At 64.4% G+C, this 22058-nt stretch carries 23 protein-coding genes; 21 read left to right on the forward strand and 2 right to left on the reverse strand.

Features of this window, described 5'->3' with window-relative positions:
- The first annotated feature begins 91 nt into the window (after positions 1-91).
- Positions 92-2293: a primosomal protein N' gene (locus RAZWK3B_RS15335; RefSeq protein ID WP_007816723.1), complete on the forward strand. Its 2202-nt coding sequence runs from the start codon at positions 92-94 to the stop codon at positions 2291-2293.
- 64 nt (positions 2294-2357) lie between these two features.
- Here RAZWK3B_RS15335 and RAZWK3B_RS15340 read toward each other — a convergent pair whose 3' ends face one another.
- Positions 2358-3419, reverse strand: coding sequence for a YeeE/YedE family protein (locus tag RAZWK3B_RS15340; RefSeq protein WP_007816724.1), 1062 nt, complete (start codon positions 3417-3419; stop codon positions 2358-2360).
- 182 nt (positions 3420-3601) lie between these two features.
- Between RAZWK3B_RS15340 and RAZWK3B_RS15345 the strand changes: the two genes are divergently transcribed.
- From RAZWK3B_RS15345 to RAZWK3B_RS15355, 3 genes are all read left to right on the forward strand, one after another.
- Positions 3602-4834 carry an MFS transporter gene (locus tag RAZWK3B_RS15345; RefSeq protein ID WP_007816728.1) on the forward strand — a complete coding sequence of 411 codons (1233 nt, stop codon included), beginning with the start codon at positions 3602-3604 and terminating at the stop codon, positions 4832-4834.
- A 29-nt stretch (positions 4835-4863) separates the two neighbouring features.
- Positions 4864-5742, forward strand: a complete 879-nt coding sequence (locus tag RAZWK3B_RS15350) for a 50S ribosomal protein L11 methyltransferase (RefSeq protein ID WP_007816730.1) — start codon at positions 4864-4866, stop codon at positions 5740-5742.
- Between the two features lie 126 nt (positions 5743-5868).
- Entirely contained in the window at positions 5869-6213 is a 345-nt protein-coding gene (locus RAZWK3B_RS15355) for a hypothetical protein (protein WP_007816732.1), read from the forward strand.
- A gap of 342 nt (positions 6214-6555) precedes the next feature.
- Here RAZWK3B_RS15355 and RAZWK3B_RS15360 read toward each other — a convergent pair whose 3' ends face one another.
- A complete protein-coding gene (locus tag RAZWK3B_RS15360; RefSeq protein ID WP_007816733.1) occupies positions 6556-6747 on the reverse strand; it encodes a DUF1127 domain-containing protein in 192 nt (63 codons plus the stop codon).
- A gap of 228 nt (positions 6748-6975) precedes the next feature.
- On the opposite strand from RAZWK3B_RS15360, the gene ruvC reads away from it, so the two are divergent.
- The 17 genes from ruvC (at position 6976) to RAZWK3B_RS15445 (ending at position 22042) form a co-directional block, all read left to right on the forward strand.
- Positions 6976-7470, forward strand: coding sequence for a crossover junction endodeoxyribonuclease RuvC (ruvC, locus tag RAZWK3B_RS15365; RefSeq protein WP_037296022.1), 495 nt, complete (start codon positions 6976-6978; stop codon positions 7468-7470).
- Positions 7467-8138 (forward strand): Holliday junction branch migration protein RuvA, encoded by a 672-nt coding sequence (gene ruvA, locus RAZWK3B_RS15370; RefSeq protein ID WP_007816737.1) that lies wholly within the window; start codon positions 7467-7469, stop codon positions 8136-8138. The genes ruvC and ruvA overlap by 4 nt, the downstream gene beginning before the upstream one ends.
- Positions 8139-8141: 3 nt before the next feature.
- Positions 8142-9170 (forward strand): Holliday junction branch migration DNA helicase RuvB, encoded by a 1029-nt coding sequence (gene ruvB / locus RAZWK3B_RS15375; protein ID WP_007816739.1) that lies wholly within the window; start codon positions 8142-8144, stop codon positions 9168-9170.
- A gap of 54 nt (positions 9171-9224) precedes the next feature.
- The gene (locus RAZWK3B_RS15380) at positions 9225-9992 is read left to right on the forward strand and encodes an SGNH/GDSL hydrolase family protein (protein WP_007816741.1); all 768 of its coding nucleotides are present in this window, start codon (positions 9225-9227) and stop codon (positions 9990-9992) included.
- Between the two features lie 331 nt (positions 9993-10323).
- Positions 10324-10893 carry an NYN domain-containing protein gene (locus RAZWK3B_RS15385; protein ID WP_007816744.1) on the forward strand — a complete coding sequence of 190 codons (570 nt, stop codon included), beginning with the start codon at positions 10324-10326 and terminating at the stop codon, positions 10891-10893.
- Between the two features lie 212 nt (positions 10894-11105).
- Positions 11106-11744 (forward strand): hypothetical protein, encoded by a 639-nt coding sequence (locus RAZWK3B_RS15390; protein WP_007816747.1) that lies wholly within the window; start codon positions 11106-11108, stop codon positions 11742-11744.
- A gap of 12 nt (positions 11745-11756) precedes the next feature.
- A complete protein-coding gene (gene thpR / locus RAZWK3B_RS15395) occupies positions 11757-12317 on the forward strand; it encodes an RNA 2',3'-cyclic phosphodiesterase (protein ID WP_007816749.1) in 561 nt (186 codons plus the stop codon).
- Between the two features lie 11 nt (positions 12318-12328).
- Positions 12329-12718 carry a tol-pal system-associated acyl-CoA thioesterase gene (gene ybgC, locus RAZWK3B_RS15400; protein ID WP_037296027.1) on the forward strand — a complete coding sequence of 130 codons (390 nt, stop codon included), beginning with the start codon at positions 12329-12331 and terminating at the stop codon, positions 12716-12718.
- A 160-nt stretch (positions 12719-12878) separates the two neighbouring features.
- Positions 12879-13574 (forward strand): protein TolQ, encoded by a 696-nt coding sequence (gene tolQ, locus RAZWK3B_RS15405; RefSeq protein ID WP_007816753.1) that lies wholly within the window; start codon positions 12879-12881, stop codon positions 13572-13574.
- A 3-nt stretch (positions 13575-13577) separates the two neighbouring features.
- Positions 13578-14054, forward strand: a complete 477-nt coding sequence (gene tolR, locus RAZWK3B_RS15410; protein ID WP_037296029.1) for a protein TolR — start codon at positions 13578-13580, stop codon at positions 14052-14054.
- Positions 14055-14064: 10 nt separating this feature from the next.
- Entirely contained in the window at positions 14065-15207 is a 1143-nt protein-coding gene (gene tolA / locus RAZWK3B_RS15415; protein ID WP_007816758.1) for a cell envelope integrity protein TolA, read from the forward strand.
- Positions 15204-16526, forward strand: coding sequence for a Tol-Pal system beta propeller repeat protein TolB (gene tolB / locus RAZWK3B_RS15420; protein ID WP_007816759.1), 1323 nt, complete (start codon positions 15204-15206; stop codon positions 16524-16526). The genes tolA and tolB overlap by 4 nt, the downstream gene beginning before the upstream one ends.
- Positions 16527-16612: 86 nt before the next feature.
- The gene (gene pal / locus RAZWK3B_RS15425) at positions 16613-17128 is read left to right on the forward strand and encodes a peptidoglycan-associated lipoprotein Pal (RefSeq protein WP_007816761.1); all 516 of its coding nucleotides are present in this window, start codon (positions 16613-16615) and stop codon (positions 17126-17128) included.
- 28 nt (positions 17129-17156) lie between these two features.
- A complete protein-coding gene (ybgF, locus tag RAZWK3B_RS15430) occupies positions 17157-18005 on the forward strand; it encodes a tol-pal system protein YbgF (protein ID WP_007816763.1) in 849 nt (282 codons plus the stop codon).
- Complete coding sequence (gene tilS / locus RAZWK3B_RS15435; RefSeq protein WP_007816764.1) at positions 18002-19255, forward strand: tRNA lysidine(34) synthetase TilS; 1254 nt, start codon at positions 18002-18004, stop codon at positions 19253-19255. Before ybgF ends, tilS begins: the two co-directional genes overlap by 4 nt.
- Positions 19256-19334: 79 nt before the next feature.
- Positions 19335-21260, forward strand: coding sequence for an ATP-dependent zinc metalloprotease FtsH (gene ftsH, locus RAZWK3B_RS15440; RefSeq protein ID WP_007816766.1), 1926 nt, complete (start codon positions 19335-19337; stop codon positions 21258-21260).
- Positions 21261-21322: 62 nt separating this feature from the next.
- Positions 21323-22042: a methyltransferase domain-containing protein gene (locus tag RAZWK3B_RS15445; RefSeq protein ID WP_149778355.1), complete on the forward strand. Its 720-nt coding sequence runs from the start codon at positions 21323-21325 to the stop codon at positions 22040-22042.
- Positions 22043-22058 lie beyond the last annotated feature (16 nt).

The following is a 22058-nucleotide window of genomic DNA, read 5'->3' on the forward strand; positions in this document are numbered from 1 at the left end:
GCGGTCCCTTGGCGCGGGTTGGGGTTTTTCATCCCCGGCTTTACCCCATAGAGTGACATGCCGAAACCCCTCACTTGGAGTCGCCGCCCCCGTGTCACCCTCAGGTCCGGACTTTTTCGCCGAAGGCGACCTTGTGGGGGTGCTCACCACCCAGCCGCTTGACCGGCTGCTGGATTACCGCGCGCCCGAAGGCGGCTGCCATGTCGGCGCCTTCGTCGAGGTGCCACTGGGTCCGCGCAAGGTGCCGGGGGTGGTCTGGGGGCCGGGGCGCGGGGATTTCGACATCTCTAAGGTCCGGCAGGTGCTGCGCGTGCTCGACGTGGCGCCGATGCGCGCCGAGATGCAGGAGTTTCTGCGCCGCGCCGCCGACTATACCCTGACGCCGATGCCCGCCATGCTGCGGCTCGCGACCCGCGCGCCGGGCCTGTCGAACCCGCCCTCGATGCAGAAGATCTACCGCTCGGGGACAGCCGCGCCCGACCGCATGACCGATGCGCGCCGCCGGGTGCTTTCGGTCCTGTCCGAGTATGGCACGCTCTCCTTCACCCTGGGCGAGCTGGCCGAGCAGGCGGGCGTCACCACATCCGTCATCAAGGGGCTCGTCAAGCAAGGCGCCGTGCTGGAAGAGGACTGCCCCCGCGATCTGCCCTTTCCGCACCTTGATCCGGCCCTTGGTGGCAAGGATCTGACCGACGATCAGTCCAGCGCCGCCGCCACGCTCTGCGCGGCGCTGCGCGGCGGGGGCTATGGCACAACGCTTTTGCGCGGTGTCACCGGATCGGGCAAGACCGAGGTCTATCTCGAAGCCGTGGCCGAAACCCTGCGGCAGGGGCGTCAGGCGCTGGTGCTTCTGCCCGAGATCGCGCTGACCTCGGAATTCCTCACCCGGATCGAGGCGCGCTTCGGCGCGCGCCCCGCCGAATGGCATTCGGGCGTCACCATGACCGAACGCCGCCGCACATGGAAAATGCTGGGCGAGGCGGGGTGTCAGGTTGTCGTCGGCGCGCGCTCGGCGCTGTTCCTGCCGTTCCGCGATCTGGGGCTGATCGTGGTCGATGAGGAACACGACACCTCCTACAAGCAGGAAGACGGCGTGCTCTACAACGCCCGCGACATGGCTGTTCTGCGCGCCTCGATCTGTGGCGCTCAGGTGGTGCTCGCCTCGGCCACCCCGTCGCTCGAAAGCTGGGCCAATGCCGAGGCCGGGAAATACACAAGGCTTGACCTGACCGCGCGGTTCGGTGCGGCGGTCATGCCGCAGATGCGCGCCATCGACATGCGCAACGAGACGCTGCCCGCAAGCCGCTGGATCTCGCCCAGCCTTCAGGCCGCCGTCACCGCGCGCGTTGACGTCGGCGAACAGGCGCTCTTGTTCATCAACCGCCGGGGCTATGCGCCGGTGACGCTGTGCCGCGCCTGCGGGCATCAGATCGGCTGCGATCACTGCGACGCGCGCATGGTCGAACACCGCTTCCAGCAACGCCTCGTCTGCCACCAATGCGGCGAGACGAAAGCCGTGCCCAAAGCGTGCCCCTCCTGTGGTGTCGAAGACAAGCTGGCCGCCGTCGGCCCCGGTGTCGAGCGTCTGACCGAAGAGGCGCAGGCGCTTTTCCCGCAAGCCCGCATCGCCACGCTCAGTTCCGATCTCTTCGGATCGGCCCGCGCCCTCAAGGACCAGATCCGCGCCATTGCCGAAGGCGACAGCGATATCGTCATCGGCACACAGCTTGTCGCCAAGGGCCACAACTTCCCGCGCCTCACGCTGGTGGGGGTGATCGACGCCGATCTGGGCCTGCAAGGCTCGGATCTGCGGGCCGCCGAACGCACCTTCCAACTGATGCGGCAGGTGGCTGGGCGCGCGGGGCGCACCGAAAAGCCGGGCACGGCGCTGTTGCAGACCTTTCAGCCCGACCATCCGGTGATCCGTGCGATCCTGTCGGGCGACGAGGAAGGCTTCTGGCGCGCCGAGGCCGAGGAACGCCGCCATGCTGGCGTGCCGCCCTATGGGCGCATGGCCGGCATCATCCTGTCCTCCACCGATGCGCGCGAGGTGTTCGATTTCGCGACCGAGCTTGCCCGCCGGGATGGGCCTTTGCGGGCGGTGGGGGCGCAAGTCTTCGGCCCCGCGCCTGCGCCCATCGCGCGCATTCGCGGGCGGCACCGGGTGCGGCTTCTGGTCAAGGCGGCAAGGGGCGTGGCGCTTCAGGGGGCCGTGGCGCAATGGGTGGCGCAGCTCAAGCCGCCGGGACAGCTGCGCCTGAGCATCGACATCGACCCGCAAAGCTTCCTGTGATCTGTGCGCGGGCAAGCGGCTTGCAAGCCGCTGTCACGCGCTTTTCAAAGCGCGTTCGCCCCGATCACGCCGCAGCCCGCACGCCGCGTTGATCCACCAGAACATCCGTCACCATGGCACCCACCCACATGCAGAGCAGCGCAAGCCATGCCGTGCCCGCAAAGACCGATCCTCCGGTGACGCCATTGCCGATGGCGCAGCCGCCCGCCAACATGCCGCCGAACCCCATCAGGGCCGCGCCGGTCAGCGCGCGGCGCATGTTGGCCTCGTCCTCGAACCCCTGGAACTTGAATTCCCCGGTCAGCCACGAGGCCACGAACGCGCCCAGAAACACCCCCGGCACCAGCCCGATATCGAACTCCAGCACCGTCGTATGATCGAGGAAAAACATCAGCGTATTGGCCGACGGCCCGGTGAAGGTGGCGCTTTCAATGGCCACGGGATCGAACGCGATCTGTGACAACGCATAGGTCGACACCCAGCCCACCGCCACTGCGAACCCCACGCCCGAAGCAAAGATCAATCGCCACCCGCCGATCCGGTTATGCGCCGCCACCGCCAGTGCGACGCCCGCCACCACGATCCCGAACATCAGCCCGGCGATATCCGGCAGACCAAGCGCCGCCAGCAGATCCATGTTCTGCCCGCCCGCCGTGACCGACAGCGCCGCCAGCTTGTCGCGCGTCGGCGCCAGCCAGCCCGACAGGCTCATCTGCGCCACGACCGCAAAGACCAGCCCCGACACCACCGATCGCAGGTTGCCCGTTGCTGCCAGCACCAGAAGACGCCCCGAACAGCCCCGCGCCAGCACCATGCCCACCCCGAACAAAAGCCCGCCGATCACCGCGCCCGACCAGCTGCCCGGCACCGCCATGATCCGCGCATCCTCGGCGCGAAACAGGCCCAGATATTGCGCCGCCTGCACCCAGACCACCGCGGTCGAGAAGGTCAGCAGCCACACCGCCACCTTGTCGCCCATCCGCCCGCGGGCGAATTCCACCGTCGCCGCGCGCAGGCAGAACCGCGAGCGCTGCGCCGCCACGCCGAAGATCACGCCGGTCATCACCCCCAGCAGGGCCGCCGCAGGTGCTTCGCCGATACGTTCCACGAGTGTCAGAAGATCCATTGTCTGGCCCTTTCGCGTTTCGCGCGTGCATGACATGCAAAATCCTGAATGTCCTTGATCCAGATCAGGCGCCGCCGGGCCTCCCGGCGCGCGCCCAGCCCGCAAAACCGGCCCGCAAAACCAGCCCGCAAAAACGCAGCTTGCCTCTCGCCAAGACCGCGCGATGGGCGTAAAGCAGTCCCATGATCCGGATCGTCCCCCTGGCCCACGCGCGGCACCTGCCGTTCTGGCGCCGTCCCGTGACATTGCTGTTCCTGATGGCCGCCGCCATGCCGGTGGCCTTCGCCACATGGTCGGCGCTTCTGAACAATTTCGTGATCGAGGCGGCACAGTTCGACGGCTCGGATATCGGCTGGCTGCACACCGTGCGCGAAATCCCCGGCTTTCTGGCCATCGGCGTGATCGCGATCATCATCTTCATGCGCGAACAGGTGCTGGGGCTGGTGTCGCTCATCCTTCTGGGCGTGGCCACGGCGATGACCGCCTGGTTTCCCTCGCTGGGCGGCATCCTTGTCATCACCATGCTCAGCTCGATCGGCTTTCACTATTACGAGACGGTCAACCAGTCGCTGCAACTGCAATGGATCGACAAGCTGCGCGCGCCGCAGGTGCTGGGCTGGCTCATCGCCGCCGGGTCGGCCGCCACGCTCGTGGCCTATCTGCTGATCGTGCTGACATGGGAAACGCTCGATCTGAGCTACAACACCGTCTACATGCTGGCCGGCGGCTTTACCGCGCTGGTCGCAGTTTTCTGCCTTCTCGCCTATCCCCAGTTCGAAGCGCCCAACCCCCAGATCAAGCGCATGGTGCTGCGCCGCCGCTACTGGCTTTATTATGCGCTGCAATTCATGGCCGGCGCCCGGCGGCAGATCTTCGTGGTCTTCGCCGGCTTCATGATGGTCGAGAAATTCGGCTTCGCCGTCCACGAGGTCACCGCCCTCTACATGGTCACGCTGATGGCCAACATGGTCTTTGCCCCGCTGATGGGCCGGGCCGTGCGCGTCTATGGCGAACGCGCCACCCTAACCTTCGAATATGCCGGGCTTGCGCTGGTGTTCCTGGCCTATGGCGGGATCTACATGTTCGGTTGGGGCGTGATGCTGGCGGCCGCACTCTATGTGGTGGATCACCTGCTCTTCGCGCTGGCCCTGGCACTCAAGACCTATTTCCAGAAGATTGCCGATCCCGGCGATATCGCGCCCACCGCCGCCGTGGCCTTCACCATAAACCACATCGCGGCGGTGTTCCTGCCCGCGCTTCTGGGCTATCTGTGGCTGGTCTCTCCGGCGTCGGTCTTCATCATGGCGGCGGGCATGGCGGGCGTGTCCTTTCTGCTGGCCATGCTGATCCCGCGCCATCCCTCGCCGGGGCATGAAACCATTCTCAGCCCGCCGGCGCCCGCGCCCGCGGAATGATCCAGACCTGACAAAAGGCACGACACGACATGGCCACCTTCACCGCCCTGACGACCCTGACCGGCAAGGACCAGGCCGAGGCTTTGGCCGCGGCCCTCGAAACGCTCCATCCAGAACCCACAGGCGTCGGCATCTTCGAGATGGAGGACGGCTCCGGTCTGTGGGAGGTGGGCGGCTATTTTGACACCGACCCCGATCAGGCCGGTCTGGCGCTTCTGGCCTCGATGCATGGCGCGCGGCCCTTCGCGATCTCGGAGCTGCCGGACACCGACTGGGTCGCCAAGGTCCGCCGCGAGCTTGTCCCGGTCGAAGCGGGGCGCTTCTTCGTCTATGGCAGTCATGACGCCGACAAGGTGCCCGCCGATGCCGAGCCTTTGCTGATCGAGGCGGCGATGGCCTTTGGCACCGGCCATCACGGCACGACCCAAGGCTGCCTGCGCGCCCTCGACCGGCTGGTCGGGCAGGGCTTTGCTGCGCATTCCGTGATCGATATCGGCTGCGGCACGGCGGTTCTGGCGATGGGTGCTGCGCGGGTTTGGCCCGACAGCGTTCTGGGCACGGTTCTCGCCAGCGATATCGACGAGGTCGCGGTCGAGGTGGCGCGCGCCAATGTGATCGCCAACGATCTGGGCGGGCGCGTCACCTGCCTCGAGGCCATGGGCCTCGATCATCCGGTGATCGCCTCGGCCGCGCCCTTCGATCTGATCTTCGCCAATATCCTAAAGGGGCCGCTGATCGACATGGCGGGGGATGTGACCGCCGCGCTGGCGCCGGGCGGGCGGGTGATTCTCTCGGGGGTTCTGAACGAGCAGGCCGACGAGGTGATCGCGGTTTATCGCGATGCCGGAAACAGTCTTGAGTACCGCGAAGAGATTGGTGACTGGACGACGATAACACTGGCCAAATAGGCCTGATAATTCCTTGATATCTTTTGGTAAATGAAGGCAAGATTGTGGCAATTGCCATAAAAGCGCCGTGTTTTTTCAGTATGTATGTTGATTATTTTGAACGGCTCGACACCAAGAGGATTGGATATGTCGGAGATTTTCAAGGATTTTGACGACCGGATCGAGCGTATTACCAGCAAACGCGCGAAGATGCGCGATGGCTATGTCGGCCGGGTCAACAAGGACGGGCTTGTCGTGTTCCGCCCCAAGCGCCGTTCCCTTTCGGTCTCGCCGCGCGGCATCGCGATGGTTGTTTTTGCCTTCATCCTCTTCAAGGCGCTGATCGTGTCGCATCTGGGCATGGCGCTTTATCAGGACCGGATCGACACGCTGCGCTCCGGCTCGCTGGTCGAACAGGCCGGCGCCTTCATCATGCAGCCCGACCCGGCGACGCTTTGGCTTGCCGACAAGATGCGCCCCTACCTGCAATAGGCGTCGGGCCAAGGATTTCTTTGAAAGAAATCCTCCCGGAAACTTTCAAAGTTTCCGGAACCCGCGAAACCCGCCGAAGGCCCTGTGGATCCCCTGTGGTCCTGACGCCCCTTCCTTCGATCACCGGCCCTCTGCAGTGCCGGCCTGCTTCCTCGCCCGTCCATGCCTGGTGATGTGCCTTGCACCGGCGCGCCGCATAGCAGCTTGGCCCGGCATCAAGGCGACGCGCTTGCAAAAAAGCCCTGCACGGGTCTCCGCACAGGGCTTTGGATGTCGCTGTGTCCGATAGCTCCGACCGTGGAAAGCGCACCGGGTCCACGCATCGGTGTATCGGTGACCCTGTCACAGGTTGCGGGCAACCGTGTCGATGTCGCCGCGTGTCAGGCCGATATCGTCCAGTTCGCGGTCGGTCAGTTTGGACAGCGCCGAGCGGGTCGCGCGGGCGTCGTTCCAGCTTGCGAAGCTGTGCAGCAGATGGGCTAGCACGCCGCGCAGGCCGGGTGCGGCTGGGCGGGAGGTGTCGATGGCGGACATGGTCATGTTCCTTGATGAATGAATGCTTTGTGCGGGATCCCCCGCGTCTGAGCGGCAGGTATGCCGAAGCCGCTTTGCTGACAAGCTAAGCTTTTTGCATAATCCTTATGCAGTTTGTGCATGACTTGCGGCCCCTCTCTCGTGTCGCGCCCATCACGCATTCTTCTTGGTCTTTGTTCCCGTTTCGTGCTAATCCTCTGCAAAAGCCAGAAGAGCGGGGCAGGACATATGCGGGTATTGGGGATCGACCCCGGATTGCGGAACCTCGGCTGGGGTGTGATCGACGTGGATGGCAGCCGCCTGTCGCATGTCGCCAATGGCATCTGCAAGTCTTCGGGCACGGATATGGCCGCGCGGCTGATGTCGCTGCATGTCCAGCTGACCGAGATCTTCCGCCAATTCGCGCCTCAGACAGCGGCAGTGGAGCAGACCTTCGTCAACAAGGACGGCGCGGGCACGCTCAAGCTCGGGCAGGCGCGCGGGATCGCCTTGCTTGTCCCGGCGCAATTCGGGCTGGCGGTGGGCGAATACGCACCCAATACCGTCAAGAAAACCGTGGTCGGCGTGGGCCACGCCACCAAGGACCAGATCGCTCATATGGTACGTGTTCAGCTTCCCGGCATCACGCTTGCCGGCGCCGATGCCGCCGACGCGCTGGCCATCGCGATCTGTCATGCCCATCACGCGCGGATGCCTGCGCTTGCCCGGAGGGTGGGGGCATGATCGGGCGGATCGCGGGGCGCATCGACTACCGCGCCAGTGACCATGTGCTGATCGATGTGCGCGGCGTGGGCTATCTTGTCTATTGTTCCGACCGCACTCTGCAATCGCTGCCGCGCGTGGGCGAGCATACCGCCCTCTACACCGATCTCGTTGTGCGCGAGGACCTGCTTCAGCTTTTCGGCTTTCCCACGCTCATCGAAAAGGAATGGCACCGCCTGCTGATGAGTGTGCAGGGCGTCGGCGCCAAGGCGTCGCTGGCCATTCTCGGCGCGCTTGGCCCCGATGGCGTGGGCCGCGCGATCGCGCTGGGCGACTGGAATGCGGTCAAGGCCGCCCGCGGGATCGGCCCCAAGACCGCGCAGCGCGTCGTCAACGAACTCAAGGACAAGCTGCCCGAGCTGATGGCCATGGGCACGACCCCGACGGCTTCGGCCCCCGCGCCACCCTCCGATGCCGAGGATGCGGTCATCGAACCCGCCAGCCTGGCCGCGGCCCCCCCGCCGCCGCGCTCGGATGCGCAGGCCGAGGCGCTGTCGGCCCTCACCAATCTGGGCTATGCCCCCGGCGAGGCGGCGCGGGCCGTGGCGCAGGCCGCCGAGTCCGACCCGCAAGCCGAGACCGCCGCGATGATCCGCGCCGCCCTCAGGCTGCTGGCACCGAAAGGCTAGGCCATGGACAGCCCCGATCCCACGCTGCGCCCCGATCCTCTTCCCGAGGATTCCGACCGCTCCCTGCGGCCACAGGCCCTGAGTGAATTCATCGGTCAGGCCGAGGCCCGCGCCAATCTGCGCATCTTCATCCAATCCGCCCGCCAGCGCGGCGAGGCGATGGACCACACCCTGTTTCATGGCCCCCCCGGCCTTGGCAAGACGACGCTTGCACAGATCATGTCGCGCGAGCTTGGGGTGGGGTTCCGCATGACCTCGGGGCCGGTTCTGGCCAAGGCTGGCGATCTGGCGGCGATCCTGACCAATCTCGAACGCAACGACGTTCTTTTCATCGACGAGATCCACCGCCTCAACCCCGCCGTCGAAGAGGTGCTTTATCCCGCGATGGAGGATTTCGAACTGGATCTGGTGATTGGCGAAGGCCCTGCCGCGCGCACCGTCCGGATCGAGCTGCAGCCCTTCACCCTTGTCGGCGCCACGACACGGCTGGGCCTTCTCACCACCCCCCTGCGCGACCGATTCGGCATCCCCACAAGGCTCGAATTCTATACCGAGGATGAACTCCACGAGATCGTCACCCGCAACGCGGTGCTGCTGAACGCCCCCGCCGATACCGAGGGCGCGCGCGAGATCGCGCGGCGCGCGCGCGGCACGCCCCGGATCGCGGGCCGCCTGCTGCGCCGGGTGGTGGATTTCGCGCTGGTCGAGGGCGACGGGCGCATCACCCGTGATCTGGCCGATCACGCGCTGACTCGTCTGGGCGTGGACAAGCTGGGCCTCGATGGGGCTGACCGGCGCTACCTGCGCCTCATCGCCGAGGCCTATCAGGGCGGTCCCGTCGGCATCGAAACGCTCAGCGCAGCACTCAGCGAAAGCCGCGATGCCCTTGAAGAGGTGATCGAGCCGTTCTTGCTGCAACAGGGGCTCATCCAGCGCACGCCGCGTGGCCGGATGCTGGCGCAGCGCGCATGGGCGCATCTGGGCATGGCCCCGCCAAGTGCGGCCGGGCAAAGCGATCTTTTCGGCAAATAGCCCCATGCGCCCTGGCCCCTCCATACCGGCACGCGACGGCCCGCGCGGCGGGCCATGCCCCATGCTTTCATGGCCGTGCCTTTCCTCATGCTTCGGGACCTGCCGCCTTTGCGCCTCGTCGACACTCCTCTGATCCCGCTGCTCGCGGCGCAGGCCGCCTGGGTCGCCATCCGCGCCCGCCGTCTGCCCGAGGCGCGCGGCCCCCGGTCTGGGCAGACCGGCAATGGCGCCCCCCTTCGGCTGCTGGTGCTGGGCGACAGTTCCGCCGCGGGGGTCGGCGTCGCCCATCAGGACATGGCGCTTGCCGGTCGGCTGGTGGCGCATCTCGCGCCGCATCGCGCGGTGCGGTGGCGGCTTCATGCCCGTAGCGGCGCCACCGCCCGCAGCACGCTCAAAAGCCTCGATACCCTGCCGCCCGGCGCCTATGACGCCGCCGTGCTGGCGCTTGGGGTGAACGACACCAAGAACGGCCTTTCCGCCGGGCGCTGGCGGCGTGATTATGCGGCCTTGCTCGATGCGCTGGCCACCCGCTTCGGCGTGACGCTCTGGGTCGCATCGGGTGTGCCGCCGCTCGATCGCTTTCCACTGCTGCCGCGCCCGCTGCGCGATGTTCTGGGGCAAAGGGCCATGGTGCTCGATCACGAACTCGCGCGGCTCGCGGCCTCGCGCCCGGATGTCATCCACCTGTCCGTGGGCGACGCCCTGGACCCCTCTGGCATGGCCGAAGACGGCTTCCATCCAGGCCCGGCGGTCTATGATGCCTGGGCGCGGCGCGTGGCGCAGGCCCTGCTCGATCGGCCCGTGCCCGGCGTCGCTCCCTGAGCCCCGCCGCGTCGCGGGCATATCCCGCAGGGTCGCCCAAGGCCCGATCCGAAGGGCGCAAACCCGGCCAGCCCGTCGTAATCCCGCAAGGCTCCGGCCCGGCCATATGCCTCGAAACAGCGCCTTGCCTGACAAGACCCATCCCGCGTCAGCTGTCGCCGACACCAGATGCCCCACAGCCCGGATCCTTGCCACGGCTTTGCCGCAGTATCGCCGCATAGGCGACCAGATGCCGATCTGTATTAAGGGTGTTTCGAGTCTGCTCAGGTTAGAATATGCTCTCGCCATGATTGTTCAGTGTTTACTCTTAAGTATAGGTATCGTCGCTCTGGTGACCGCGCATGTTCTGCCTGTCATGCCGGGCATGGTCATTGTGGCCGAGGCTTGGGTCATCGCCGCGCTCCTGTTGCTGCTCAAGGCGGTGTTGGGCCGCCGCGCGCGTGTGGTCCCGGTGGTGGTGGACGGCTCCAACGTCATGCATTGGCGCGATGAAACCCCAAGCGCCGAAACGCTGCGCGAGGTGGTCGACCATCTCAAGCAACTTGGCCTGTCGCCGGATGTCGTCTTCGATGCCAATGCGGGGTATCTGCTGGCGGGGCGGTATCTTCGCGGGGACGAGCTGGGCCGGATGCTCGGCCTGCCCGGAGCGCAGGTCCGGGTCGTTCCGCGCGGTTGCCCGGCCGATCCCGAAATCCTCGACATGGCGCTCGACAAGCGGGCGCGCGTCGTGTCGAACGACCGGTTCCGCGACTGGGCGCAGGACCATCCCGAACTCACCCGCCCCGGCCATGTGATCCGTGGGCGCTATGATGGGGACAAGCTGGTTCTCGACATGCACGATTCTGGCCTCCCTTCGATTGGACCGCATCGGGATCAGAGGCCTGATACTGGCCTGCACTGATTAAGATCGCGTTACCGCAGGGCGCGAAGGGGGCGCGAAGGGGGCGCGCTGGGGTGATTTGCGTACGGGATGGACACAAATCGCGGGTTTGCATCCGTATTCCGTCCCAAACGCGTGTCTGTTCCGTACGAGTCCTACACAAACCGTCCTTGCGCGATATTTGCCTCCGTGCCGGGCTCTGCTAAGGGGGGGCATGTGGAAGGAGGGGGATCATGACCGCAGCTCTGAGCGCCGAACAGATCGAACGACTTTTCACTCGCTCCGATGGCTCCTACATGTTCGCCCGCTGGGGGCGGCCCATCGCGCCTGTCGTTTTTGGTGTGGATGATCAGACACTTGGCATCGTCAAAGGCGCGATCGAGGCGGTCGCCACGCTGGCCAATCACCAGATGGCCGAGACCGATCCCGAACTGGGCATCAACCTCATGGTGTTTTTCATCCGCGATTGGGAAGAACTTTTGCAAGTCCCTGATCTGGATAGATTAATTCCCGATCTGGCGCCTCTGGTCGCGCGTCTTGTCGCGGCCGATGCCAACCAGTATCGCATCTTTCGCTTCGATGCGGCCGGTGCGATCAAGGCCAGCTTCGTTTTTCTGAGGATGGACAAGGAGTTAAGCTCTGTCCCGGCGGAAACGCTGGCGCTGTCGCAGGTCGTTCAGACGATCCTCCTATGGTCCGATACCGCCTTCAAGGACGCCTCTCCGCTGGCCCGCGTGCCTGAGACCGGCGCGGTCATCCTGCGGCCCGACATCGCCTCGCTCATTCGCGCCGCCTATGATTCGGTGATGCCGGTTTTCGCGCAGGACAGCAGCCATGCGATGCGTCTGGCGGCCCGGATCATGCCCAACTAAAGGCTTGGTATCATGCGGCTTTTCGTTGCCATAGGTCTGCCCGATGTGGTGCGCGCGGCGCTCTCGCGTCTGCAATCGGATCTGCGTGTGGGCCGTCTGGTGGAGCCGGACAACCTGCATCTCACCCTCGCGTTTCTGGATGAACAGGACCTGCCCACCGCCGAGGCCGTTAACGAATTGCTCGGTGACATCCGCGCCCCGGCCTTTGATCTGCGCATCGCCGGGCTGGATGTGTTCGACCGCGCCAGACCCCGGCTTGTCTTTGCCGCAAGCGACCGCCCCGAAGCCCTTGTTTCCCTGCGCAAAAAAGTTCGTGTGGCGGTTCGTGACGCAGGGGTCGACCTGCCGCGCGAGCGGTTTCGCCCGCATGTCACCCTCGCGCGCCTCAACCGCGCCTTGCCGCAATTCGAGCTCGACAAACTGGGCGCTTTTCTCGAGTCGCACGGGGATTTCAGCCTCGATCCTTTCCGGACCGACCGCTTTGGTCTTTATCGCTCAACCCTTGGTCCGGACGGCCCGGAATATGACCTGCTGGCCGAGTACATGCTGGACGATCCCGCAGCGCGCCCCTAAGGTTCTCCCCCATGTCCCACAGCTTTCCGATACGCGTTTACTACGAGGATACCGACATGGCCGGTATCGTCTATTATGCCAATTATCTCAAATACATAGAGCGCGCCCGGAGTGACTGGGTCCGGCAGTTGGGCATCGATCAGAACGCCATGCGCGAGACCGAGGGGCTGGTTTTCGCCGTCCGCCGTCTCGAGGCGGACTACCTTGCGTCGGCGAAATTCGATGACGAGCTCGAGGTCCGCACCCGCACGCAGGCCGTGACAGGCGCGCGGCTGGTGCTGGAGCAGGTGGTAACCCGCGGAAAGGACACTCTTTTTTCCGCCGTTGTGACCCTTGTCTGCATCAACGACACCGGCCACCCGGCCCGCCTTCCCGCGAATATCCGGCTTTTGCTGCACTGACCCTTCTCGGCAAATCCGGCGATTATCCGCCGGTGTCCGACCCGTGGTCGCATTTCCCTGCATGGTCACGCGGATGTTGTTGGCTTTCCCTTTGAAAATCGGGTAGTTTGCGGCGCAATTAAGGCCGCAAAACAAGGCCACCCAAAAAAGAGCAGGCAAGATGGAAGCAGAAACCCTGGCATTGGCACAGGAGATGGATTTCTCACTGTGGGGCCTCTACGCTCGCGCTACGATCATCGTGAAGTTGGTGATGTGGATGCTTGTGATCGCGTCGTTCTGGGCGTGGTCGATCATCATTCAGAAGATCATTCTTTACCGCAAGGCGCGGGCCGACGCCGCCGCCTTCGACCGCCGCTTCTGGTCGGGCGAGCCGCTGGATGAGCTGTTCGACGAAATCGGACCCGAGCCTTCGGGGCGCTCCGAACGGATCTTCGCCGCCGGGATGATGGAATGGCGTCGCAGTCATCGCAATGACGGCGGTCTGATCGCCGGCGCCACCGCCCGTATCGACCGCAGTATGGATGTGGCCATCTCCAAGGAAACCGAAGAGCTTCAGAGCAGTCTGCAAATCCTTGCCACCATCGGATCGACCACGCCTTTCATCGGCCTGTTCGGAACGGTCTGGGGGATCATGAACGCCTTCATCGAGATCGCCGAGCAGCAGAATACAAGCCTTGCCGTTGTCGCCCCCGGCATCGCCGAGGCGCTTCTGGCCACCGGGCTTGGCCTTCTTGCCGCGATCCCCGCGGTGATCTTCTACAACAAGCTGAGTTCGGATTCCGACCGCATCGTGGGCAGTTACGAGGCCTTCGCCGATGAATTTGCGACGATCCTCAGCCGCCAACTGGATTCCTGACCGATGGGCGCAGGTGTAGCCGAGAAATCAGGCGGCAGTGGCCGCAGGCGGCGCGGACGGGGCCGGTCGCGTCCGATGGCCGAGATCAACGTCACGCCCTTCGTGGACGTGATGATGGTGCTGCTCATCATCTTCATGGTGGCGGCCCCGCTGATGACCGTGGGTGTGCCCGTCGAATTGCCGAAAACCGCCGCCAACGCCTTGCCGGGCGAGGAAGAGGAAGAGCCCCTGACGGTCACTCTGACTGCCGAAGGTGTCGTGACCATCCAGACATCCGAAGTGCCGCGCGAGGAATTGGTGACGCGGCTGCGCGCGATCGCGGCGGAGCGAGACAGCACCCGTGTCTTCCTGCGTGCTGATGGCGCGGCGCCCTATTCGGATGTGATGCAGGTCATGGGGGCGCTCAACCGGGGCGGCTTCTCGGATATCGGGCTGGTCACGGATATGGGTGGGCCCGAGCTCGACGGGCAGGACAGCTGAAGGCGCTCAGGTGAACACCGGCCAGATCATATCCGGAACGGCCCATATCGGGCTGATCGCCTTCGCGGTGTTCGGCGGGGCGTTCAAGTCGGATCCTTTGCCATTCGAAGTCACCTCCGTTACGGCGATTTCCGCCGAGGAGTATGCCGCATTGATCGATGCGCCGCGCGCGCCCGAAGCTGTGGCGAATGTGGACACGCCCGAACCGCCCGCCGAAGGGCAGGGCCTGCCGGAGCTGACCTCGACCAGTGATGCGGCGCCGGATCTTTCGCAACCCGAGGTTACGCAAACCCCGCCGCCCGACGATGTCCCCGAGGTTGTTGATCCCGTTCCCGTGCCGGAAGCCGAGGTCAGCGATGAGCCGCCGGTGATGCAACCCCCGCAGGAGGACATCGCCGCTTTGGTGCCCGAAGTCTCGCCCCGTCCGCAGCCCAGACCCGCGCCGCGTGTGGCCCCCGAAGCGGTGGCCCCTCCCGAGCCGGATGTCGCGATCGACGAGGTCGAGCGTCAGGAGACCGTGCCCGATGCCGAGGCCGCAGAAAACGTCGAGCCCGAGACCGAGGCCACAGCCCCCGAGGAATCCACAACCGAGATCGTGACCGAAGCCGAACAGGTCGATCCCGCCAGCGCCGCCCCGTCGCGGTCGTTGCGGCCCAAGACGCGGCCCGCACAGCCCCAGACTGCACAACCCCAGCCCGCCGAGCAGACGCAGCCGGCCGAGGACACCCGGACTGCCGCAAGGCCGCAGCCCGATGAAAGCGCGGTCAACGACGCCTTGGCCGAAGCTCTCGGTCAGGCCGGTGGCGCGGATCAGGGCGCGCCCTCGGGGCCGCCTCTGACGGCGGGTGAAAAAGACGCGCTCAGGGTTTCGGTGCAGCAATGCTGGAATGTCGGATCGCTCAGTTCCGAAGCGCTGCGCACGACCGTCGTTGTGAAGGTGCGCATGGGTGAGGATGCAAAACCGGTCTCGGGCTCGATTGAACTGCTCAGCTCGTCGGGCGGAAGCGATGCCGCGGCAAGACAGGCCTATGAAGCGGCGCGACGGGCGATCATCCGCTGTGGCGCGAACGGCTATGATTTGCCGAAAGACAAATACGATCACTGGCGTGATATTGAAATGACGTTCAATCCGGAGAGAATGAGGATCAAATGATGCGTTATATACTGAGCCTCTTGACCGTCCTGATGCTGTGGTCGCTGCCCGCGACGGCACAGACCGGCCCGCTTCGGATCGAGATCACCGAAGGCGTGATCGAACCGTTGCCTTTCGCGGCGCCGGATTTCGTGTCCGATAGCACGACAGGGGCGGAATTCGGGCGGCGCATCGCCGAGGTCATCGCGGCCGACCTGACGGGCACGGGCCTGTTCCGCGAAATCCAGCCAGAGGCGTTCATCAGCCGGGTGACCAGTTTTTCCAGTCCGGTGCAATATGCCGACTGGAAGGCGATCAACGCTCAGGCGCTTGTGACTGGCGCTGTGTCGGTCGACGCGGGCGGCCAGTTGGTGGTGCGTTTCCGGCTTTATGACGTGTTCGCGGGTCAGGAACTGGGGCAGGGCCTGCAACTTGTCGGCACGCAGGACGGCTGGCGGCGCATCGCGCACAAGGTCGCCGATCAGATCTATAGCCGGATCACCGGCGAGGCCCCGTATTTCGACAGCCGTGTGGTTTATGTCGCGGAAACCGGACCCAAGGACCAGCGGATCAAGAGGCTGGCGATCATGGATTATGATGGCGCCAATGTCAGCTATCTGACCGACAGCGCCTCGATCGTGTTGGCGCCGCGCTTCTCGCCGGATGGCAGGCAGGTGCTCTATACCAGCTACGAAAGCGGCTTTCCGCGGATTTACGTGCTGCAGGTCGGCAGTGCGCAGCGCCGCGTGCTCGAGCAGCAAGACGGCACCATGAGTTTTGCGCCGCGCTTTGCGCCGGATGGGCGCAGGGTGGTCTATTCGCTGTCGAGTGGCGGCAATACGGATCTCTACATGATGGATATCGGCAGCGGGACAAGCACCCGGCTGACCAATGCGCCGTCGATCGAGACCGCACCCAGTTTCAGCCCCGATGGCAGCCGGATCGTGTTCGAATCCGACCGCTCGGGCAGCCCGCAGCTCTATATCATGCCGTCCGCTGGCGGCGAGGCGCAGCGCATCAGCTTCGGGCAGGGGCGTTATGGCACGCCGGTCTGGTCTCCGCGCGGTGATCTGATTGCCTTCACCAAGCAATCCAAGGGCCGGTTCCATATCGGGGTGATACGCACCGATGGCAGCGAAGAGCGCCTGCTCACGGCATCGTTTCTTGACGAGGGGCCGACATGGTCACCCAATGGGCGGGTCATCATGTTCACCCGCGAAACGCAGGGCGCACAGGGCAGCGCCAGCCTCTATTCGGTGGATATTTCCGGGCGCAACCTGCGCAAGGTGCCGACCGAGGCCGGGGGCAGCGATCCGTCATGGTCGCCGCTGCAGGATTAGGACACCCGGGACCGGCGCATTCCCAAGATGCAGTGGCTATGATAGATTTGACGACAGCAAGACACCAGAAAAGAACGAGGCACCCAATGACCTATCTGAGCAAGACCCTTTTGCTGTGCGCCGGGCTCGCGCTGGCGGCCTGCTCGAACCCCGACCGGTTCGACGATGGCACGGGCGCAGGCTTCAACAATGGCGGCATGAACGCCGGCATGGCCGGATCGGCCAGTGATCCCACCTCGCCGCTCTATTTCCAGCAAACCATCGGGGACAGGGTTCTGTTCGCCGTGGATCAATCCACCCTTTCGTCCGAGGCTCAGGCCGTTCTGGACGGTCAGGCGCAGTGGTTGATGACCAATATCGATTACTCGGCCGTGATCGAAGGCCATGCCGACGAGCAGGGCACACGGGAATACAACCTCGCTCTTGGCGCGCGCCGAGCCAATGCCGTGCAGGAATATCTTGTCAGCCGCGGCATTGCCGGTAATCGCCTGAAGGTGGTCAGCTACGGCAAGGAGCGCCCCATCGAGCTGTGCAGCAACGAGGCCTGTTACGCCAAGAACCGCCGCGCCGTGACGGTCATTTCCGCCGTCCCGAGCAGCTGACGCCACCACGCGCATGAGGGGAGTGCCGATGCACCGGATCGTGACGATTCTGACAGTTCTTGCGTTAAGTCTTCCGGGGCAAGCCATGGCGCAGGCAAACACGGAAACCCTGGCGGATATCCGGCAGGAACTGTCAGTGCTGTTTGTCGAGTTGCAGAAACTCAAACGGGAACTGAACACCACCGGCGCCGCAGGACAGTTGAGCGGCAGCGGCACGGTGATCGAACGTGTGAACGCCATCGAAAGCGAGTTGCAGCGTCTGACAGCCAAGACTGAAGAGCTGCAATTCAAGGTGGAACGCGTGGCCGAGGACGGGGCGAACCGGATTGGTGACCTCGAATTCCGGCTGTGCGAACTTGAAACCGATTGCGACATCGGAGCACTTGGCGACAGCACCACGCTTGGGGGCATCGACACGTCGGCCAGTGGCGCAAGCGGGGCCGCACTTTCGGCTCAACCTTCAGAAGGCGGCGAGCCGGAAGCCCCCCAGCTTGCGGTCAGCGAAGAGGCCGATTTCAAACGTGCCAAAGAGGCGCTTGATGCCGGCGAGCATGCCGCGGCAGCAGAGCAATTCGCGACGTTTCAGCAGACCTATCCGGGCGGTCCCTTGACCGCGCGGGCAGGTCTGCTGCGCGGGCAGGCTCTGGAAGCTGGAGGACAGATGAAAGAGGCCGCGCGCGCCTATCTCGACACGTTCAGCAGCGACAACAACGGCCCCGAAGCCGCCGAGGCGCTGTTCCGTCTGGGCTCCGCGCTTGGCGCTCTGGGGCAGACCGAGCAGGCCTGCGTCACCCTGGCAGAGGTCGGCAACCGGTTTCCGGGCGATTCCGCAGTCGGACAGGCCCAGGCGGCGATGAGCAATCTGGGCTGTCAGTGACCACGGAACCGGACGCGCTGCGCGACCGGTTCGCCGGCCATTTCCTGCCAAATGCACCAGAGCGGCTGGCCGTGGCCGTCTCGGGGGGGAGTGATTCGCTTGGCTTGCTGGTCGTTCTGAATGACTGGCGGTTGGCCGGGGGGCCTGCTCTTCATGCGGTGACCGTGGATCATCGCCTGCGACCCGAAGCTGCGCAGGAGGCTGCCAAGGTCGCCGCCGATTGCAAGCGTTTGGGCGTGCCGCATGATATCCTGACATGGACGGATTGGGACGGCCGCGGCAATCTGTCGGATCAAGCCCGTAGGGCGCGATATGGCCTGATGGCTCAGTGGGCGCGCGGTCAGGGTATCGCCTGTATCGCCATCGCCCATACGGCGGACGATCAGGCCGAGACGTTCCTCATGCGGCTTGCGCGTGGCGCGGGTGTTGATGGCTTGTCCGCCATGTCGGAGCGCTTCGAAAGCCATGGCGTAACCTTTTGCCGTCCGGCCCTTGCCATCTTTCGGCACGAGCTGCGCGCCGCACTTGAAGGCAGGGGCATGACTTGGGTGGAGGACCCCAGTAACGAAGATCCCCGCTATGAGCGCGTCAAGGCGCGGGCGGCCTTGCAGGAACTGGCCCCTCTCGGGATTACGACGGCGGGCCTTTTGGCGATGGCGCACCGGATGTCCGATGTGCGGCAAACCCTTTATCTCTATGCGCTTGAGGCGGCGCGGCAGCATGTGCGCATCCAGTCGGGTGATCTGATTGTCGACAGGCCGGGCTTCGACGGCCTGCCCCGAGAAACGGCTCGTCGCATCATGCAGACCTCGTTGAAATGGATCAGCGGCGCGGAATATGTCCCCCGTGGTCGGGCGGTCGATGATCTTCTCGACGCCATTGCCGAGGGGCGCGACATGACGTTGCAGGGGTGTCTTGTGACGCTGCGAAAAGACCATCTGCGGATCACGAGGGAATGGAAAGCCGTCGCCTCGGAACGCTGTCAGGTGACGCATGTCTGGGATGGACGATGGCGGCTGGAAGGGCCTGACATCGCGGGCGCCGAGCTGCGCGCCTTGGGCAAAAACGGCCTGTCCCACTGTGCCGGGCGCCGGGAAACCGGTCTGCCGGCTACGTCGCTGATCGCCGGCCCTTCGGTCTGGCGAGAGGATGAGCTGTTGGCCGCACCGCTTGCCGGTCTTGAAAACGGGTGGCGCGCCATTCTGATCCGCGACGAAGAGGCATACTTCACCTCTTTTTTATCGCATTGAAGTAATCGATGTGATCTCTATTTTAGTTGGGTGGGTCTCGTGGTAGGTCCGCTCTATCCGAATTTTAAGGAGAGTTTCCTTGGGCAACGCAAGAAATATCGCCTTCTGGCTGGTTCTGTTCCTGCTGATATTGGCACTGTTCAATCTGTTCAGCGGCCCGGGCAACACGCTCCAGAGCAAGGCGATCAAGTATTCCGAGTTCGTGACCGCGATCGAGGACGGCAATGTGAGCCAGGTCACGCTGGATGGCGAAAACGTGCGCTTCCGCGGTGCGGATGGCAAAGAATACGTCACCATCAAGCCCCAGGACGCCGAACTGACCAACATGCTGATCGAGGCGGATATCCCGGTCAATGCCGAGCCGCAGGAGCAGTCGGGCTTTCAGACCTTCCTGATCTCGCTCTTGCCATTCGTCCTGCTGATCGGCGTGTGGATCTATTTCATGAATCGCATGCAGGGTGGCGGCAAGGGTGGCGCGATGGGCTTTGGTAAGTCCAAGGCCAAGATGCTGACTGAAAAGCATGGGCGCGTCACCTTCGACGATGTGGCCGGTATTGATGAGGCCAAGGAAGAGCTGGAAGAGATCGTGGAATTCCTGCGCAATCCGCAGAAGTTCAGCCGTCTTGGCGGCAAGATCCCCAAAGGGGCTTTGCTGGTTGGCCCTCCGGGCACCGGTAAGACGCTGCTGGCGCGCGCCATCGCCGGGGAGGCCGGGGTTCCGTTCTTCACCATCTCCGGCTCGGATTTCGTGGAAATGTTCGTGGGCGTCGGTGCCAGCCGGGTGCGCGATATGTTCGAACAGGCCAAGAAGAACGCGCCCTGCATTGTCTTTATCGACGAGATCGACGCTGTGGGTCGGCACCGCGGTGCCGGCTATGGCGGCGGGAATGACGAGCGCGAACAGACGCTCAACCAGCTCCTGGTTGAAATGGACGGGTTCGAGGCGAATGAGGGCGTGATCATCATCGCGGCAACCAACCGCAAGGACGTTCTTGATCCTGCGCTTCTGCGTCCGGGCCGGTTCGACCGTCAGATCACGGTTCCCAACCCCGATATCAAAGGGCGCGAGAAGATCCTCGGCGTGCATGCCCGCAAGACCCCGCTTGGCCCCGATGTGGACCTGCGGATCATTGCCCGCGGCACCCCCGGCTTTTCCGGTGCCGATCTTGCCAACCTCGTGAACGAAGCCGCCTTGATGGCGGCGCGCGTGGGCCGTCGTTTCGTGACGATGGAGGATTTTGAGAACGCCAAGGACAAGGTCATGATGGGCGCCGAGCGCCGGTCGATGGTTCTGACTGATGACCAGAAGGAAAAGACCGCCTATCACGAAGCGGGCCATGCCGTGGTCGGTCTGGCGCTGCCGAAATGTGATCCGGTCTACAAGGCGACGATCATTCCGCGCGGTGGTGCGCTTGGCATGGTTGTCAGCCTGCCCGAGATCGACCGCCTGAACTGGCACAAGTCGGAATGCGAACAGAAGCTGGCCATGACCATGGCGGGCAAAGCGGCCGAGATCCTCAAATACGGTCCCGATGACGTGTCGAACGGTCCGGCGGGTGACATCCAGCAGGCCAGTGGCCTTGCGCGGGCGATGGTCCTTCGGTGGGGCATGTCCGACAAGGTGGGCAATGTGGATTACGAGCAGGCCCATGAAGGGTACATGGGCAATGGTGCGGGAGGCTTCTCGATTTCCGCCCATACCAAGGAACTCATCGAAGATGAGGTCAAGCGCCTGATCGACGAAGCCTACGCCTCGGCCTTCAAGATCCTGACCGAGCGCAAGGACGAGTGGGAGCGACTGGCGCAGGGGCTTCTGGAATACGAGACCCTCACCGGCGAGGAAATAGCCCGCGTCATCCGGGGCGAGCCGCCCGAGGCCGGTGACGACGAAGGCAGCGCCCCTGAGGAGAAGAAAAAGCCATCGTTGACCGCCATTCCCAAGACCAAACCCAAATCCTCGCCTGGATTGGGTGAAGGCGGGCCGGAGCCCGAGCCCTCAGTGTGATCGGGTCTTCTGTAAAAACCGACTGGAATCCCGGAGCCTATGCAAGGTTCCGGGATTTGCGGTTGCGACCCGGGTTGGACCTGCTGAATGCGGTTGGCCAGATGGGGGCTGGGGATGTCGTGGATCTGGGCTGTGGCAACGGGTCCATCGGCGAGGCGCTGAAGGCCCGCGCCGGTGGGCGTCAGGTGATCGGCGTGGACGCATCGCCCGCAATGCTGCAAAAAGCTCGGCAAGCGATGGGATATGACAGTGTGCAGCAGGCGGATATCAAGGACTGGCATCCGCGCCGCGCGCCGGGTTTGATCTTCTCGAACGCGGCTTTGCACTGGGTCGGCAATCATGAGCAATTGATGCCGCGTCTGGCGCGGATGCTGGGCAAGGGTGGCACTCTGGCGGTGCAAATGCCGCATCAGAACAAGGCGCCGTCGCATCGCGTCTGGCTGAGTCTGGTTGAAGAATTGGTGCCGGGTCGCGTGGACAAGATGGGCACACCCGGCGTCATGACCCCCGTTAAATACGAAGAGCTTCTGACGCCGCTCGGTCAGTTCCGTATGTGGGAGACTGAGTATTACCAACGGCTGATGGCCGAGGCGGGCAGCCACCCTGTGCGTCGCTTCACCGAAAGTACGTATGCGCGGCCGGTGCTCGAAGTCTTGGACGATGCCGAAAAAGCCGAGTTGATCCGCCGCTACGAAGAGGTCATGCATGCGGCCTATCCCGTGCGAGCGGATGGATCGGTACTGTTTCCGTTCCGCCGGTTGTTCTTTACGCTTACCGTATGACTGCGGCTCATATGCC

This window comes from Roseobacter sp. AzwK-3b (assembly GCF_000170875.1).
GTDB classification, from domain to species: domain Bacteria; phylum Pseudomonadota; class Alphaproteobacteria; order Rhodobacterales; family Rhodobacteraceae; genus Roseovarius; species Roseovarius litoreus.

Excerpts from the sequence above, each read along its gene's own strand:
- RAZWK3B_RS15345 (WP_007816728.1), top strand. The coding sequence starts at position 3,602 with ATGATCCGGATCGTCCCCCTGGCCCACGCGCGGCACCTGCCGTTCTGG.
- pal (WP_007816761.1), top strand. The coding sequence starts at position 16,613 with ATGACCTATCTGAGCAAGACCCTTTTGCTGTGCGCCGGGCTCGCGCTG.
- RAZWK3B_RS15340 (WP_007816724.1), bottom strand. The coding sequence starts at position 3,419 with ATGGATCTTCTGACACTCGTGGAACGTATCGGCGAAGCACCTGCGGCG.
- tolR (WP_037296029.1), top strand. The coding sequence starts at position 13,578 with ATGGGCGCAGGTGTAGCCGAGAAATCAGGCGGCAGTGGCCGCAGGCGG.
- tolQ (WP_007816753.1), top strand. The coding sequence starts at position 12,879 with ATGGAAGCAGAAACCCTGGCATTGGCACAGGAGATGGATTTCTCACTG.
- RAZWK3B_RS15360 (WP_007816733.1), bottom strand. The coding sequence starts at position 6,747 with ATGTCCGCCATCGACACCTCCCGCCCAGCCGCACCCGGCCTGCGCGGC.
- RAZWK3B_RS15380 (WP_007816741.1), top strand. The coding sequence starts at position 9,225 with ATGCCCCATGCTTTCATGGCCGTGCCTTTCCTCATGCTTCGGGACCTG.
- ruvB (WP_007816739.1), top strand. The coding sequence starts at position 8,142 with ATGGACAGCCCCGATCCCACGCTGCGCCCCGATCCTCTTCCCGAGGAT.
- RAZWK3B_RS15355 (WP_007816732.1), top strand. The coding sequence starts at position 5,869 with ATGTCGGAGATTTTCAAGGATTTTGACGACCGGATCGAGCGTATTACC.
- ruvA (WP_007816737.1), top strand. The coding sequence starts at position 7,467 with ATGATCGGGCGGATCGCGGGGCGCATCGACTACCGCGCCAGTGACCAT.
- RAZWK3B_RS15350 (WP_007816730.1), top strand. The coding sequence starts at position 4,864 with ATGGCCACCTTCACCGCCCTGACGACCCTGACCGGCAAGGACCAGGCC.
- RAZWK3B_RS15390 (WP_007816747.1), top strand. The coding sequence starts at position 11,106 with ATGACCGCAGCTCTGAGCGCCGAACAGATCGAACGACTTTTCACTCGC.
- thpR (WP_007816749.1), top strand. The coding sequence starts at position 11,757 with ATGCGGCTTTTCGTTGCCATAGGTCTGCCCGATGTGGTGCGCGCGGCG.
- ruvC (WP_037296022.1), top strand. The coding sequence starts at position 6,976 with ATGCGGGTATTGGGGATCGACCCCGGATTGCGGAACCTCGGCTGGGGT.
- ybgF (WP_007816763.1), top strand. The coding sequence starts at position 17,157 with ATGCACCGGATCGTGACGATTCTGACAGTTCTTGCGTTAAGTCTTCCG.
- ybgC (WP_037296027.1), top strand. The coding sequence starts at position 12,329 with ATGTCCCACAGCTTTCCGATACGCGTTTACTACGAGGATACCGACATG.
- tolB (WP_007816759.1), top strand. The coding sequence starts at position 15,204 with ATGATGCGTTATATACTGAGCCTCTTGACCGTCCTGATGCTGTGGTCG.